General features: G+C 32.6%; 9 protein-coding genes. 7 read left to right on the top strand and 2 right to left on the bottom strand.

Annotated features, from left to right (window positions below; all coding sequences use genetic code 11):
* The first annotated feature begins 4 nt into the window (after positions 1-4).
* On the top strand, positions 5-5,014 hold the full coding sequence (locus EI427_RS17750) for a T9SS type A sorting domain-containing protein (protein ID WP_126617266.1): 5,010 nt from the start codon (positions 5-7) through the stop codon (positions 5,012-5,014).
* An 89-nt stretch (positions 5,015-5,103) separates the two neighbouring features.
* Here EI427_RS17750 and EI427_RS17745 read toward each other — a convergent pair whose 3' ends face one another.
* Positions 5,104-7,356: a caspase family protein gene (locus EI427_RS17745; protein ID WP_126617264.1), complete on the bottom strand. Its 2,253-nt coding sequence runs from the start codon at positions 7,354-7,356 to the stop codon at positions 5,104-5,106.
* Between the two features lie 337 nt (positions 7,357-7,693).
* Here EI427_RS17745 and EI427_RS17740 point away from each other — a divergent pair, with 337 nt between their 5' ends.
* From EI427_RS17740 to EI427_RS17720, 5 genes are all read left to right on the top strand, one after another.
* Complete coding sequence (locus tag EI427_RS17740; RefSeq protein WP_126617262.1) at positions 7,694-8,815, top strand: glycoside hydrolase family protein; 1,122 nt, start codon at positions 7,694-7,696, stop codon at positions 8,813-8,815.
* A 50-nt stretch (positions 8,816-8,865) separates the two neighbouring features.
* The gene (locus tag EI427_RS17735; protein WP_126617260.1) at positions 8,866-10,419 is read left to right on the top strand and encodes a sulfatase family protein; all 1,554 of its coding nucleotides are present in this window, start codon (positions 8,866-8,868) and stop codon (positions 10,417-10,419) included.
* A gap of 20 nt (positions 10,420-10,439) precedes the next feature.
* Positions 10,440-12,041, top strand: a complete 1,602-nt coding sequence (locus EI427_RS17730) for a sulfatase (protein WP_126617258.1) — start codon at positions 10,440-10,442, stop codon at positions 12,039-12,041.
* 521 nt (positions 12,042-12,562) lie between these two features.
* Positions 12,563-13,099 (top strand): carboxymuconolactone decarboxylase family protein, encoded by a 537-nt coding sequence (locus tag EI427_RS17725; protein ID WP_126617256.1) that lies wholly within the window; start codon positions 12,563-12,565, stop codon positions 13,097-13,099.
* A gap of 43 nt (positions 13,100-13,142) precedes the next feature.
* Positions 13,143-13,871 (top strand): cysteine hydrolase, encoded by a 729-nt coding sequence (locus EI427_RS17720; RefSeq protein WP_126617254.1) that lies wholly within the window; start codon positions 13,143-13,145, stop codon positions 13,869-13,871.
* 142 nt (positions 13,872-14,013) lie between these two features.
* Here the strand turns inward: EI427_RS17720 and EI427_RS17715 are convergent, their stop codons facing one another.
* Positions 14,014-14,889, bottom strand: coding sequence for a helix-turn-helix domain-containing protein (locus EI427_RS17715; RefSeq protein ID WP_126617252.1), 876 nt, complete (start codon positions 14,887-14,889; stop codon positions 14,014-14,016).
* 210 nt (positions 14,890-15,099) lie between these two features.
* Between EI427_RS17715 and EI427_RS17710 the strand changes: the two genes are divergently transcribed.
* Positions 15,100-15,813 (top strand): hypothetical protein, encoded by a 714-nt coding sequence (locus EI427_RS17710; RefSeq protein ID WP_126617250.1) that lies wholly within the window; start codon positions 15,100-15,102, stop codon positions 15,811-15,813.
* Positions 15,814-15,900 lie beyond the last annotated feature (87 nt).

The raw sequence follows: 15,900 nt of genomic DNA, 5'->3' as shown, positions 1-15,900 counted from the left end.
CCTTATGATACATAAAGTTTTAAGGGCCTTAAAAGTAATTTTCTTACTTACTTTTACAGTTTGTATTCTACCCAATACAAACGCCCAAATTATTCAAGAAACACATAGTGTACAAGCTATTGGGGGTACACTTTCGGAAGCTGGTAATTACCAACATTTTGCAAGTGTTGGTAACTTAAACTTAGCTACCCAAGGTGGTAATTATGTAAATTCTAGTGCCTTTATGAGTACTTCTGCAGCAGTAGATACTACACAAAGTAACACTATAGATATTTACGTAAACATGAACTGGGCCATTAACGAAGGATATTTTTACCCTGCTACAGATAGTCTAGATATTGCAGGTAGCATGAACGAGTGGCAAGGTGGCTTGTTTTTAACTGACCCCGATTCTGACGGTATCTACTATGCACATGTACCAGAATTTTCGGAGTTTCAGTACGAGTATAAAGTACGTATTAATGCCTCTTGGAATACCGCAGAATTTCCAGGAGGAAGCAATAGAATTGTTGATTTAGAAGCAGGTGAAAATACCATAAATATTTGGTACAATAATGAGAATCTCGATAACCCTATGGTTACGTTCCAATTAGATATAACAGATGCTTTATCTATTGGTGATTTCCCTGTGGGTACAGCCCCAAAAATATCTCTTACAAATAGGGCAACTCAGGTAGCCACTAACTATGATTTAAAGTATATTAATGATACTACTTATACTATTACATCTTATCTTTTTATTGCAGAAGACACTATTGATTATGCCTATAGTTTAGTAGATTATTATGAGCCAAACGCTAGAGAATATATTGTTACTGAAAACGATAATACGATAACAGATACTTTAGTTACAGATGGTCTTATTCAGTGTACATTTACATTGAATGTAGATATGAATTACCAAATTGACAAAGGCGCTTTTAACCCTGCTACAGATTCTTTAGATGCTGCAGGTAGCTTTAACAGTTGGAGTGGTTCTAATCTATTACTAGATGCTGATCAAGACGGAATTTATTCTGCGGATTTCTCTACAAATGAAATCGGTAATATACAATTCAAGACAAGATTAAACCGCTCTTGGGATTGGGGACAGCATGAGTTTAGAGGAGACACTGCTAGAACGTATTATGTAGATGACAGCATTCACTATAGCTTTGATTTTGCTTATAACGATGAGTATATCAACAACCCTGAAGTAGTTTTTGCAGTCAATATGGATAAACAAATTGCTGATGGTAATTTTGATCCAGCGATAGATCATGTAGAATTAGCAACATATTTTGCACCTGGAAGTGTCAAAAATTATTATTTATTACAACAACTAGATGGCAATACATATGGTATTCATTTACGTGCTAAGGATACAGAGGAGGTCTATAATTATTCATTCTTGTATAAGAAAAATGATGAAAGTGAAGAGGTTGTTTACGAAGATGAATCGAATACATTTTTAGTACCTGCTGAAGGGCAATATGTAGAGAAATGGTTTAATAACGATTTCAATAGTCTTGAAATAAATGTAGACATGACTTTACCTATAGCTAGAGGAGTTTTTGATCCTGCTGTAGATACGTTAGATTTTGCATCGAACTTGAACTCTTACGGAAATGGAGAGAATAGAATCTCTTTCCAAGACCTTGATCAAGATGGAATTTATACACTTTATTTACAAGAGTTTGTGCAATTAGACCTTGAGTTTAAATGTAAAATCAATAATTCTTGGGAACATGAAATGCACGAAATTGGTGAAGCCACAGATAGAAAACATCAGCTAACTACAGGACAAAATGTAATTGACATCTTTTATGGAGACGAAAATTCTGCTTATCCTATCACTACTTTTAACGTCGATCTATCGAAGCAAATTTCTGATGGTAATTTTGATGCTCCTAGATTAATTGATCTCATTGTCTTTAAAGAAGAAGGTGATTTTCAAGATTATCATTACATACTAAAACCTGATACTGGAAATGTATACACAACAAGTATCCAACTTTTAGACAATGCGGAAGAATATATTTATAAATATCGTATCGTTGAATATTTAGATACAGGAAGAATAGTCTACAAAGAAAATGATTTCAGAAACTATACTGTAGATGCCACTGGTACAAATACCATCACAGATACTTTTGATGATTACACCTTCCCTACTAGCGTTGAATTTTTAGTGGATATGAACGCTGAGATTTATCAAAATAGGTTTAATCCATCAGAAGATTATGTTGATATAGCTGGCGATTTTAATGAGTGGGGCAATGGAGAACAACTTCTACTAAGTGATGATAATAATGATGGCATTTATACGATCAAGTTAGAAAATGGTATATTAAACACCATCAACTTTAAAGCTAGAAAAAATGGTTCTTGGGAGCTTGGCGCTCACGAGTATGGAGGTACAGATGCTACTCGAATGGAATACATCACTCCTAATCAAGAAAAAATAATCAGTTTTTCTTATAACGATGAATTGCTTTCTAACCCTATTACAACTTTTGAGGTAAACATGGAAAAAGCAATCTATACCGCATTGTACAACCCTACCAATGAGAACCAATCTTTACACTTAAAGGTAATGGGAGAAGACAGTACTATTGTGAAACATCGCTACCTGTTAGAGTTAAAAGAAAATAGAATTTATACGGCAACCTCTCAGCTTAAAAATGTAAGCGAGGCCTATACGTTTAAAGTGGTTATCGAAACTGAAGTACAAGGTAGTGCACCTACAAAAGTAGAAGAGTATGCCGTAAGAAATTATTCGGTGCTTCCAGATTCTGGAAATCTAATAGCTTTTGATTTTAATAACGAAACACTAGTGAATTCGCTTCAACTAACTGTTGATATGCGTTGGGCAGCAGAAAACAACCGTTTTAATCCAGATAGCCATGCTGTAAACTTTATTGGTAGTCTGTCGAATTGGCAAAATGATATTGTTTTGACAGATGATAATCAAGACCTTATTTATTCTGCATTTATAGATTCTATTCCTACTTTATCATCTGAATTTAAAATTAGATTAAATGATAGTTGGAAAGAAAGTGAATTAGGTTTTACAAACAATAGACTTCTAAATCTAGAAAGAGGTGAAAATACTTTAGCTATCTTTTATGATAGAGAAAATAGAGACAACCCTATCACATCTTTTGAGGTAGACATGTCTAAAATTGTACTTGAAAATGAGTTAACAAATCAAGGTGCAGTGCTTCTATATGTTTATGAAAATGAACAAGCTGAAGAACCTATTAAAGGATATGCGTTAACGAACAAATACGATTATGTATATGGAACTTCATCGCAGATAAAAGAAGTAAATGCTTCTTATGTCTATAAATTAGCGTATAAATTAAGTACAGAACCAGAAACTTTTGAAGACAATTTCAGAACACATTCTGTTTTATCTACCACTACTCTATTCCACCATTTCAATAATGAGGAATATTACACAGGGTTAACCTTTACGGTAGATATGAACGGAATGATTGAAAATGGTCGTTTCAACCCTGCCAATGATACGTTAGATGTTGTTGGTTCAATGACTGGATGGAATACAAATCCAATCACTTTATCAGACGATAATAACGATAATATTTACCAAGGAAGTTTTGAAATAAATAATCACACAGAAGACACCATTACTTTTAAAACAAGAATAAATGGTTCTTGGAATGATCTAATGCATGAATATCCTGGTGGTGGACAAGTAAGGTCTGTAGTGCCAGAAAAAGGAGAAACACAAAGTATAGTTTTTGATTTTGATGATGAAAATGTAGATAATACTGCCGTTATTTTTAAAGTAAATATGGCACATCAAATCACTTTAGAAAAATTTGATCCAACCATTGAAGGAGCCGAATTACGCATCAAATTATTTGATGGAGAGCAGTTTTCTAGTTACCCTTTATTACAAGATGAAGATGGCTTGTACAGCTTTACAACTCAGAAATTTGAAGCAGATTCTACATTCTCTTTTAAAGTGATGTACCAATATCCAAATGATTCAACTATATGGGATATCACAGAAGAAAATGAAACAAGAGCATACGTAAAAGCAAGTAGTCAGCAAACCATTTCTTTTTGGTTTAATGATGAAATACCAGAAGAAAGATTTACAGCAGTATGGCAAGTAAACATGCAATCTGCAATCAACTTCTCTGATTTTGATGTTGCTAATGATGTAGTATCTATCAAAGGTTCTTTTGATAATTGGGCCGATGAAGTTGAACTTACAAAAAGCGATTCTTCAAACATCTATACTGCGTCTGTATCATTACCTGAAAGTATTATCTACTATCAGTTATTTGTAAATGGCGTTGCAGAAGCTTTTGTTGCTCAGGATGAAAGTAATAATCGTTCGCATCATCTTGCAGAAAACAACACTGTAATTAACGTAGTTTATAACTTTGAAGAGGTAGAAAAAATTACCGAAGATGAAGTACAAACTACCGAAGGTGATGACGGAACTGTAATTGTTGAAATTGCGATTACTGTATTTGAAGAGCTTGAAGGAGCAGTTACCTACCAAGTGATGCTCGCCAATGGTGATCCTCTACCAGATTGGATTATTTTCGATCCTGAAACAATGACCTTTACTGTTGATCTCTCTAAAATTCCTTCTGGAGCAAGAGTGGAAGACCTTATTAGCGATTTGGATATTATTATTCTAGCTAATGATGAAACTGGTAAATCTGTAGCGGTTGAAGTTACGCTCCCTACAGAAGAAATTATTGCAGATGCACAAGAAGAAGAAGATGATGAAGATGTAAATGGTTTAGAAGATGAACTTGCTGCACTTTGGAACGTCTACCCTACTTTGGTAGAGGATAGAACATTAATTGTTCCTCCAACATCAGAAAAATATGTACTGAGCATCTACACTTCTACAGGCAAAAAAGTACTAGAAAAAGAGTTAGAAGGAGAGCAAAATATTCTTCTTCCAAACCTTACTTCTGGTTTATATATCCTTAAAATCAATACACAAAATTTATCTATAGAGAAAAAGATTGTGAAGAAATAAGGAACGACACTATTTTGAATTGGAAATGAAGATTGGGTTAAGGTTGTAGAACCTTAACCCTTCTTTATTTTAATAACATTAGTTTCTATCTAATTTATCACTTTGATAGGGAAATCTTGCCCGTAACTCCAAGAGGTAGGATACTGGTGTTTCCCTCTATATTTCTCTGTTAACAACGGAAGAATGTCATTTAAATAACTCTCTAATTCTTTTACCGTTACCTTTCCATCTTTCGATACCGTATCGGCATTACCATTCAATCCTTCTAAAAGTGCATAAGTAAAGATACCATGCCCCAATGAAGAGAATTCGGACGCAAATTGTGTAGAAGTTGTAGAAGCTATTAATGTTGCTCCAGTAGATCTTGCTAATTGAGTAATGGCTTTTTCTTCTGCAAAACCTCTGGATTTAAAAGAGTTGACGGCTTCTCCGCTATGACATGCATCTAAAATTACTAATTGCTTTTGTGCTTGTATTTCTGCACACTTTTTCTGTAATTCTTTTGCAGTGAGTGCTTTAGAAGTAATGTTTTCGTTCCCGTAAATTTGCGTAACATCAGTAAGGATAAGATGAAAATCAGAAGAATTAATTATTGCACCATGCCCCGCAAAATAGAAAATAAACAAATCGTTGGGTGTTGCTTTACTCTTAATTTCATCGAATGCATTTATAATATTACTTCTTGTTGCCTCTGTATTTAAGATAGTTTTATGATAAGTATTCTTAAATATTTTTGATGAAGAAGAAACAATCGCTTGTGAAAAAGATGTAGCATCTGCCACAGCAAAATTTAAATTATAATTGGCATTCTTGTACGTATTTACGCCAACTACCAACAAATATAAATTAGTTTCTTTTGTTGCTCCTTCATAGACAACTGTAATATTTGCAGGCCTAGATTTAAAACCTCTTTCCGAAACAGCAATAGCTTCTATATTATTTTCACCTACAATTAATGGAACATCTTGCTGATGGCTTGTCGTTTTTAACGTTAGTCCTCTTTGATTGTTATTCATAATTTTCCCATTCACAAAAACCTCTATATATGCTATTTTCTCATTATTTCTAGGTGATAAACTATAGCTAAGTCGGTATTTATCTTCTGTAGATACGATAACACTATCAGTAGAATTTATAGTAATCGATGGACTATACTTTTCTATGTCACTTAATGAGAACGTAGCTTTACCAGATAAATCATACAATAAATCAGGGGTATACATTTGATCTATAGTACTGCCTAATGTGATATTCTCAGAAGATAAATCATAATCTATTGCCCAAAATAATTTGCTTGTAAATTCCTTATCCGAATTAAAACGTCCATCTGTCGTTGCTATTAACAAGTTTTCGTTCGCATCGGAATATAAGTAACCAATAATCTTATTTTTTCGGGTGTCATATATAGAATTTACATTTTTATTGGCATCATTTATTAAAAAAACATGATCACTTAATAAGAAAACCTGATCCAATTGACTGAGCTCTTTCTTAAAAGAAAAATTTTTCGTTTCTCCATTTGTTCCTTTATAGATTCTTTTTCTTGTAGCAAGATCAAAAACTTCTATTATTCCAAGCCAAGAAACACCAATAACTTTGTTATCTATCAATTGGAAATTCGACAATGCATTGTTATCATTAAACGTTATGGTCTGTGCTTTTTTTGTTGTGAGATGAAAAGTATGAAGAGCCTTTTGATCTGCATAAACTAATTGCGTATCGTCTTTAGAAAAAGTAATGGAATTAGGAAAGGCCTTCTCATTTCTTCTTGGAATTTTCTTAATTATTTTTCCAGATAAAGGGTTAATCAATAAAATATTTTTAGAAAAAACAGACAATACAGCTAATTGATCTCCTTTACTGTTTATGCAAAAATCTTGTACGGAATGTAAATCAACAGGAGTAATCATTTTAATTGTTCCATTTTTAGCATTTAATACAATTATTTTCCCTTGTTTTCCATTTATATATACATGCTCTAAATTAGGGTTAGACTTAATTACTTCTAGATTAGTCTTTGTTTTTATAACCTTGTCTAATTTTTTTGAATAAACATCATATATATAAATCGACTTACCTTTAAGTACAATCAGTTTTTCTGCTTGCTGATCGAACGCAAAATTATCTATAGAGGTACCATGATCAATAATTCCTATATGTTTAGACTGACCAATATCAAATAATTTTATGGTGTTATTTGAATAGGCTATTGCAACAATTTGTTTGTTTTCATGGTACGTCAAAAGTTTTTGTTTACTAATCAAATTCCTTGGCAAATACCTTAATCTATAATCCTCATTAATTTGAGCTGTAGATGTTAAATCTATGCCTAATAATAGCATAGAGCATAGTAATAAAATGCACCTTATATTTTGTTTCACAGTAGTAGTTAGAAGAAGTTGAAATCTGTTTTAAGTCACTACAAAAATACTATTTTTCAGTACTAACTCATATAATTTATAGAACTCTTTAGGTAAAGGCTATTTTAATTAATTAAAGGCTTCATAAAAGTTCTCAAATTATTTTCCCCAATAACCGTTCTAACTAAAATCCCACCCAAAAAAGAAAAAAAACAATAAGAATGTAGGGGGGATATTTTTAGTGAAAAAATACTACTATTTTATTTCCATCAAGTCAATATGCTTTAAAGTACTTTCATAAGTATTAGATAATACACATATGAAAATAAATAACTTGTTGTGCATTCCAATAGTATTATTCTGCTTTTGGAGTTGTAATCAGAAGACCAATTCTACCGCAAAAAGTGTAGTAAAAAACTACAATTATAGCACATTATCTTTCGATAAATTAGCGCAGAGTAATGTGGATAATTTCTTCATGCAAAATGTAGATTCTAACATTCTTGTTCAAGACGATTATTTTGTTTGGGGAAATTCTGTTGTAGAATTTGATGGTAAATTTCATGCCTATTATTCGAGGTGGAAAGCTAAAGATAAATTTAAAGGATGGCTAACAGAATGTGAAATTGTTCATGCTGTTTCGAATTCATCTGAAGGCCCATTTAAATTTCAAAATATTGTTTTAGAAAGTGATAAAACTAGAGGATGGGATATCAATAATTCTCATAATCCTTACGCTATTGTTTCTGATGGAAAGATCAATCTTTACTATATATCAAATGATATTAAAGAACAAATAACGGCTGACAATGGGGCAATATTATCTCCTTCTTCAAAATGGTTTGATGATAACAGAAAGTTAATCCGTAATAGTCAGAGAATTGGTGTAGCTACGGCTAATCATCCAAATGGACCTTTTACAAGACAAGAAAAACCAGTAGTTATTCCCGATAACATCAACTTTAAAAATATTGCTGTAAACCCCTCTATTGTTTACAATAATGGCATTTATACAATGATAATGAAGAGTGATGATATCTCTAAAAAAGAATGGTTTAGGATTCAACTTGTCGGTACATCAAAATCTCCTACAGGTCCTTTTACTTTTACGCCAAAACCTGTATATGACAAAGCACAAACGGAAGATGCTTGTGTTTGGTACGATCAAAACATCAAAAGTTATTTTATGGTGTGCCATGTATTGGGTGAAAATGAGCTTGCCTTATTTTATTCCGCCAACGGTACAGATTGGCAGCCTCATGAAAGATCAATTTTCATGAAAAAAGAATTTACCCTAAAAGATGGTACCGTTTGGACTCCCGAAAGAGTGGAACGTCCGTTTGTTTTAACAGATAAAACAGGAAAGCCTACAATGCTTTATGTGGCGGTTTTAGATAAAAATATAAGTGGAAACATTGCACTACCTATTCAATTTAATTGATCAAAAAAACCTGATTTAAAAGTATAAGCAAACTAATAAAATTACAAGAAATGAATAAAATAATCACCACGCTTGCCATTGGTTGTTCACTATTATCTTGTCAGAAAGTAGACAATAATAAAGTTGAATTATCTCAAGAAAATAAAAAACCTAATGTTATTCTCTTTTACGTTGATGATTTAGGGTATGGCGATATTGGAAAAAATGGACTAAAAGGTGCTAGCACTCCAGAAATTGATAAACTCGCTGATGGTGGTATTCTATTTACAGATGTCCACTCTCCACATGCCACATGTACACCTTCGCGGTATTCTATGCTAACTGGCGAGTATGCTTTTAGAAAAAATGCAAAAGTGCTTAAAGGTGATGCTCCTTTATTGATTGACCCCGACAAAAAGACTTTACCAGATTTATTTAAACAAGCTGGATACGCAACGGGTGTTGTGGGAAAATGGCATTTAGGCTTAGGAAATGGAAATGTAGATTGGAATAAAGCAGTAAAGCCCGGCCCTCTAGAGTTAGGCTTTGATTATTCTTTCTTATTACCCTCTACAGGTGATAGAGTTCCTTCTGTTTATTTGGAAAATCACCATATTGTTAACCTAGATCCGAATGATCCGATTACTGTGAGCTATGAGAAAAACATATCTGATAGACCTACAGGAAATGCTCACCCAGAATTATTAAGACAAGGGGCAGACAAGCAACATGGTAATACTATTATTAATGGTATTTCTAGAATTGGTTACATGAAAGGCGGTGAAAAAGCACTTTGGACAGATGAAGATTTTCCGGAGAAGTTAGCAGGAAAAGCATCAAATTTTATCAAAAAACATAAAGATGAACCCTTCTTTCTTTACTTTGCTTTTCATGATATTCATGTGCCCCGTCTCCCTTCAGATCAATTTAAAGGTAAATCAGAAATGGGTGTTCGTGGAGATGTAATCTTACAAATGGATTATACTACTGGCTTAGTGATGAAAACACTTAAAGACCTTGGTATCGAAGACAATACGCTCGTTATCTTCACATCAGACAACGGCCCTGTACTTACAGATGGTTATGACGATCAGGCCATAGAATTATTAGGAGATCATAGCCCAGCAGGTCCTTTTAGTGGAGGTAAATATTCTGCATTAGAAGGTGGAACTAGAGTACCAATGATTGCTTATTGGCCAAACAAAATTAAAGGTGGTAAAGTAAGTGATGCTACTTTTTCACATTTAGATTTTTATGCGTCTTTTGCTAAGATGTTTGCAATTGAAGTTGCAGCAAATGAAGCAATTGATTCTAAAAATATTCTTCCTGCTTTAATTGGAGAATCTAAAGAAGGCAGACCATATATGGTAGAAGAATCTTATACAATCAGTTTACGTCAAGGTGATTGGAAATACATACAGCCCATTGCTAGTACAAGAAGAGTTCCTGATTTTATGGAGAAGTTTAAAAATATTGATGGCGGTATGTCTAGAGCTCCTCAATTATTCAATTTAAAAACGGATATAAAAGAAGAGGTGAACGTTGCTAACCAGCACCCAGAATTGGTAAAAGGTATGCAACATATTTTAGATTCTATACAAGCGATAGAAGTTGGTGTATTGTAAAATCATTTCAATAGAAATCTATGGGATTTAGCAAAATATATACTCATTTATTATTATCTGCATCTACTTTATTGAGCTCTTGTGTGCGTGAACATATACAGCAAACTCAGGATAAAAATGCACCTAATATTGTAATGATTATTGTAGATGATCTTGGAGCACATGATTTGTCTACTACTAATTCTAACTATTATGAAACACCTAATATTGATGGGTTAGCTGCACAAGGAATGCAATTTGATCAAGGTTATGCATCATGCCAAGTTTGTAGTCCATCTAGAGCTAGTATGATGACAGGTAAATCTCCTGCCAGACATGGAATAACAGATTGGATTGGATCTCCTGAAGGAGAAGCGTGGCGAAAACAAAAAAGGCACAATAAGCTAATGCCTGCTTTTTATAAACACTCCCTTGATACTGCTTTTACTACTATGCAAGAAGCATTTAAGGAAAATGGTTATACTACTTTCTTTGCGGGCAAGTGGCATATTGGAGGGCAAGGTTCGCTGCCAGAAGACCATGGTTTTGATATTAATATAGGTGGTTACCATAAAGGAGGACCAAAAGGAGGTTATTTTTCGCCCTATAATAACCCTGTTTTAAAAGATGGACCTGAAGGTGAAAATTTAACGATGCGCCTTGCTAATGAGACGGTGGAATTTATGGAAAACCATGATAAAAAGAAACCTTTCTTTGCGTGTTTATCCTTTTACGCAGTACATGGAGCAATAGAAACTACCGAACAGAAATGGCAAAAATATAGAGACAAAGCAGTGCGTCTAGGTAATGTAGGACAGGGGTATAAGATGGGTAAATTTTCACCTATTCGCCAACAACAAGATAACCCTGTTTATGCTGGCTTAGTAGCTTCTATGGATGACGCTGTAGGTAGGGTATTACATTCAATAGATAAACTAGGTTTGAGTGAAAATACCATTATTGTATTTACAGGAGATAATGGTGGCGTTGCTGCTGGCGACTCTTTCTCTACATCAAATGCTCCTTTAAAAGGTGGTAAGGGCTACCAATTTGAAGGTGGTTTAAGAACTCCATACATTATCAAAGTTCCTGGAATGCAAAATAAAGGAACACATAGTAATACACCTGTTACAAGTACCGACATCTACCCTACTCTATTGGAATTGGCCGGTTTACCACAATATCCAGATCAACATCAAGACGGTGTAAGTATAGTACCTGCGTTACAAGGTGATAAAATGGAGGAGCGTGCTATTGTTTGGCATTACCCTCATTATGGAAATCAAGGAGGAGAACCCTCTTCTGTTATTAGGCGTGGAAAATGGAAATTAATCCATTATTATGAAGAGGATAATGAGGAGTTATTCAATTTAGAAAAAGACCCTTCTGAAAAAGAAAACCTTGTCAGTTTGAATACCTCATTACAGAAAAAATTAAGTAAAGAGCTTTTTGATTACTTAAAAGAAACTAATGCTCAGTTTCCAGAAAAAGATCCTACTTGGACAAAAGAAGCGGAGGAAAAACATTTAATGTGGGTACAAAATGTACAGATGAAGAAGCTTGAAAAAGGACGACAAAGAATGTTATCTACTACCTATAAACCAAATAAAGATTGGTGGGGTAGCCAACGCATTATTGACTAATAAATCATTACAATTCAATTATTAACTTTAAGATTAAGGGTGTCAGATATTTATCTGCACCCTTTTTTGGTTTTGAATACTCTAACTTGGGCAAAGACAAACGATTCAAAACCCGAAAACAACTACCCCCCTTTTCTAAAAAAAGAAATAATGCTACATAAATGTCTCAATTGTATATAAATATGGGCATTAAACCTTCATTCTACTAAAAGGATGTCCTTATTGTACAAGTTTAAACGAAATTTCTTCAATAGATCTTATTCTCACTAAATCTACCTTTGTCTTATTATTAATCTAGCAAGTGTAGAAAAAATAACATTGAATAAAGGAAGTCAATAACTTAAGATAAAAGACTTTTAAAACATTTGAATTCGTAAAAATATTTAGTGTGTGCTAACGATTTGAAAAATATATAATACACGTTATAGATTATCTAGAAGCCTATAATTCACATACGATTCAGCTTAGATTAATAAGAAATTATTTTTTTATAAACCCAATTTTAGAAGATTTAAAAAATCATGAAAGTATTAAAAGCATTAAAGTTAGATCAAGTAGATGAATCAACACAAGAAGTATTTGTGGCGATAAAACAAAAGGTAGGAATGTTACCAAACCTATACGCGGCAATCGGTAATTCATCAGAACTTCTAAAAGGATTTTTGAGCTTTGCTTCAACATTAGAGGCAGGCATATTTACACCTAAAGAGAATGAAGCAATAGCACTCGCAGTTTCTCAAGAAAACAATTGTAACTATTGTTTATCTGCACATAGTGCTTTAGGTAAAATGGTTGGTTTTTCTGAAGAAGAATTGATAGAAATTAGAAAAGGTGAAATTACTGATAGTAAATTCAAAGCTTTAATAAAATTAGCAAGTGAATTAACTGCAAATAAAGGTAACGCTAGTCAAGAATCTATAGAAAATTTCCTTGCTCAAGGTTATTCTCATAAAGCATTGACAGAGTTGATTGGAATGGTAGTATTGAGAAGTTTTACCAATTACATTTTTAGTAATGGAGATTTTGAAATTGATTTCCCTCAAGTCAAAAGTTTGTAAAAACAGGCTAGTTAAATAATTGAAAAGTATAAATAATAAGAGAATGAAGAATTTAAATGGAACAATCCTAATAGTATTAATAACAATATTTAATGTGTTTGGACAATTACCTGACCGTAAATTTGATATAGATGAAGTAACAGCAATTGTAATTACTGACCCTCAAAACGATTTTTTAAGTCCAGAAGGAGTAACATGGGGAGTTGTTGGAAAAAGTGTAGAAGAAAACAATACAGTAGAGAACATTGAGGAACTTTTTAAATTAGCGGAAGCAAATGGCATTAAGGTATTTGTATCTCCACACTATTATTATGACCATGATCATGAATGGAAATTTGAGGGTGCACTAGAAAAATTAATGCATGATATTTCTATGTTTGATAGAGGAGACCAGTTGAATAAAAAAGGGTTTAAAGGATCTGGTGCTGATTGGTTAGAACAATACAAAAAGTACATTGACAAAGATTTTGTAACCTTAGTTGGACCACATAAAATATTCGGCCCAGAACAAAATGATCTAAGTCTTCAACTAAGAAAACAGAAGATTGATAAAGTAATTTTAGCGGGTATGTCTGGTAATCTTTGCGTAGAAGCACACATGAGAGAATTAATTGAAGATGGATTTGAGGTAGCCGTAGTTGGAGACGCTACAGCCTCTGCTATACTACCTGGTTTAGATGGTAATGCAGCTGCTCAGACAAATTTCAAGATGATTTCTAGTCATGTATATTCGACTGAAGAGCTTAAAAATGATTTAAAAAATAAGAAGTAGTCATATATAAAAATCACTAGTCGTTCATTAGTAGTGTTATAATTAAGTGTGATTGATTGGGTTTCTCTTGTAAAAGAGAAGAAAGTAAAATTATAAAATACAGATAGTTTGAAAATGTCAACCATTAGGTTGGCATTTTTTACTAGATATATTTTTCTTGAAATACTGACGGATTATCCCCCGATTTATTTTTGAAAATTCGAGAAAAATAGGAATAGTCTTCATAACCTAGCGTATATGCTATTTCGTTAAAATTTTGCTTAGAATGTATTAATAGTCGTTTTGCTTCGAGTATAACCCTTTCGGTAATTAATTCTGATGATGTTTTCCCTATCAATTCTTTTATAATTCTATTGAGGTGTTTAGGGCTAATATTTAGCTTTTTTGCATAGAATTGGGGAGATTTTTCAGTTTTATAAGTTGATTCAATTAATTCTTCAAATTCCCTAAAAAGGATTGCGTATCTATTAGATTTATTATTTTTTAATGTGGCTTCGTCTACATAATATCTTGATATTTCAATATAAAACACATCAATTAAGCTTACTATTTTTTGTCTTTTTAATGGTAAATCTTGTTCATACTCTTCAACAACTTCTTTAAAAATGGTTATAAACTTATCAATCTCAATTTTATCTAAATAAACACAAGGTGAATTTTGAGTTGAGAAGAAAAAAGGAAAATCATTAACAGTTCTACCATTAAATCCCATATCGTAAAAGGACTTTGAATGAAAAAAAACAAAGCCATCAATATCATCCGATAGCGTCCAATAATGAGTTTGACCAGGATTTAATAAAAACACACTTCCAGGTTTTACCGTGTAAGAATTAAAATCAATTTCATGTGTTCCAGATCCTTTGGTAAATAATACTATTAAATAAAAATCATGTTTATGAGGTGCCATTATTGAATGGTGATGTTGTTTTAAATGCGGAATAAAACTATTCGCATAGAATGTTGCATCCGAATTAATGTTTTCAAATTCTTTAATATTTAAAATTGGCAGTTGATTCATATTACTTCACGTCTTATTTATTCATTAATGAATTTATTGCATATAAGTTAATTTATAAACATTGATACTTGTTTCAAAATAAGCTTTTTATAGTTGCAATGGAATGCCCCCAAAAAGAGGCATTTATATCATAATATTTTTTTAGTTTTTTTTGGTTATACTTGTAGCGTATAATGCTATTACTTAAAAGCAAGCTAACTGTTACTTATTATGAAAACTATTGGACTAATTACATTCATTTTTACGTTCTCATTATTGTCTTTTGCTCAAGATGGCAAAAGTTATATTGAAGGAACTATCAGCAAAGATGGTCAACAAATAGAAGGCTATATTTGGCGTATGGGAACAACCACAGGCATCGATCTAAGTAATGAAAGTGCACCATGGGAATTTCAAAAAACTATTCGATTTATTTCTAAGGAAGATTTTAAATCAATAAAAAAAGTAAAGTATAAATATTTTCCAAAAGTAAGTCCAAAAGACTGCGATGGTTATACTTATGAAGGCCAATTTTATGAAGCTGTAAAATACGCAGATATGTCTGCAGCAGGGGCTGGAATGATTGCAAAAAGAATGTTTATGAAAAGAATTTCTGTAGATCAAATTTCTATTTATCAACATTTTGATGAGCCTGATGTACTTATAGATGCTAGTACTATACAAAATGCTCAGAAACCGCATATTGTATACAGAATTGGAAAAGAAGGAAAGCTAAAAATTGTTCATGATATGAATGTAAAAAAAGAATTAGCTGACTGTCAATTTGTACTTGATAAGTATGAAAAAGGGCAGTATAAATTATTCGAAAAGAAAGATAGTAACCTCTTAAAGAAACTTGCAAATACAACTGTTTCTAATCATGATGTAAGAATGCAAATTATAGAGGATTACAATGCTAATTGTGGTAATCAAGAAATGAAATAAATTACAATTTAAATAAATTGGTATTATACAAAAACAGAGGCTATTTCGGTGAGTGAAATAGCCTCTGTTTTTTTTAAATTATGATAT

The organism is Flammeovirga pectinis, assembly GCF_003970675.1.
GTDB classification, from domain to species: domain Bacteria; phylum Bacteroidota; class Bacteroidia; order Cytophagales; family Flammeovirgaceae; genus Flammeovirga; species Flammeovirga pectinis.
The sequence above is the reverse complement of the archived record's forward strand: the minus strand, read 5'-3'. Positions and strand labels throughout refer to the sequence as shown.

What these genes read in the sequence shown, in the direction of transcription:
- EI427_RS17750 (WP_126617266.1), top strand. Translation starts at nt 5, where the DNA reads ATGATACATAAAGTTTTAAGGGCCTTAAAAGTAATTTTCTTACTTACT.
- EI427_RS17745 (WP_126617264.1), bottom strand. Translation starts at nt 7,356, where the DNA reads ATGCTATTATTAGGCATAGATTTAACATCTACAGCTCAAATTAATGAG.
- EI427_RS17740 (WP_126617262.1), top strand. Translation starts at nt 7,694, where the DNA reads ATGAAAATAAATAACTTGTTGTGCATTCCAATAGTATTATTCTGCTTT.
- EI427_RS17735 (WP_126617260.1), top strand. Translation starts at nt 8,866, where the DNA reads ATGAATAAAATAATCACCACGCTTGCCATTGGTTGTTCACTATTATCT.
- EI427_RS17730 (WP_126617258.1), top strand. Translation starts at nt 10,440, where the DNA reads ATGGGATTTAGCAAAATATATACTCATTTATTATTATCTGCATCTACT.
- EI427_RS17725 (WP_126617256.1), top strand. Translation starts at nt 12,563, where the DNA reads ATGAAAGTATTAAAAGCATTAAAGTTAGATCAAGTAGATGAATCAACA.
- EI427_RS17720 (WP_126617254.1), top strand. Translation starts at nt 13,143, where the DNA reads ATGAAGAATTTAAATGGAACAATCCTAATAGTATTAATAACAATATTT.
- EI427_RS17715 (WP_126617252.1), bottom strand. Translation starts at nt 14,889, where the DNA reads ATGAATCAACTGCCAATTTTAAATATTAAAGAATTTGAAAACATTAAT.
- EI427_RS17710 (WP_126617250.1), top strand. Translation starts at nt 15,100, where the DNA reads ATGAAAACTATTGGACTAATTACATTCATTTTTACGTTCTCATTATTG.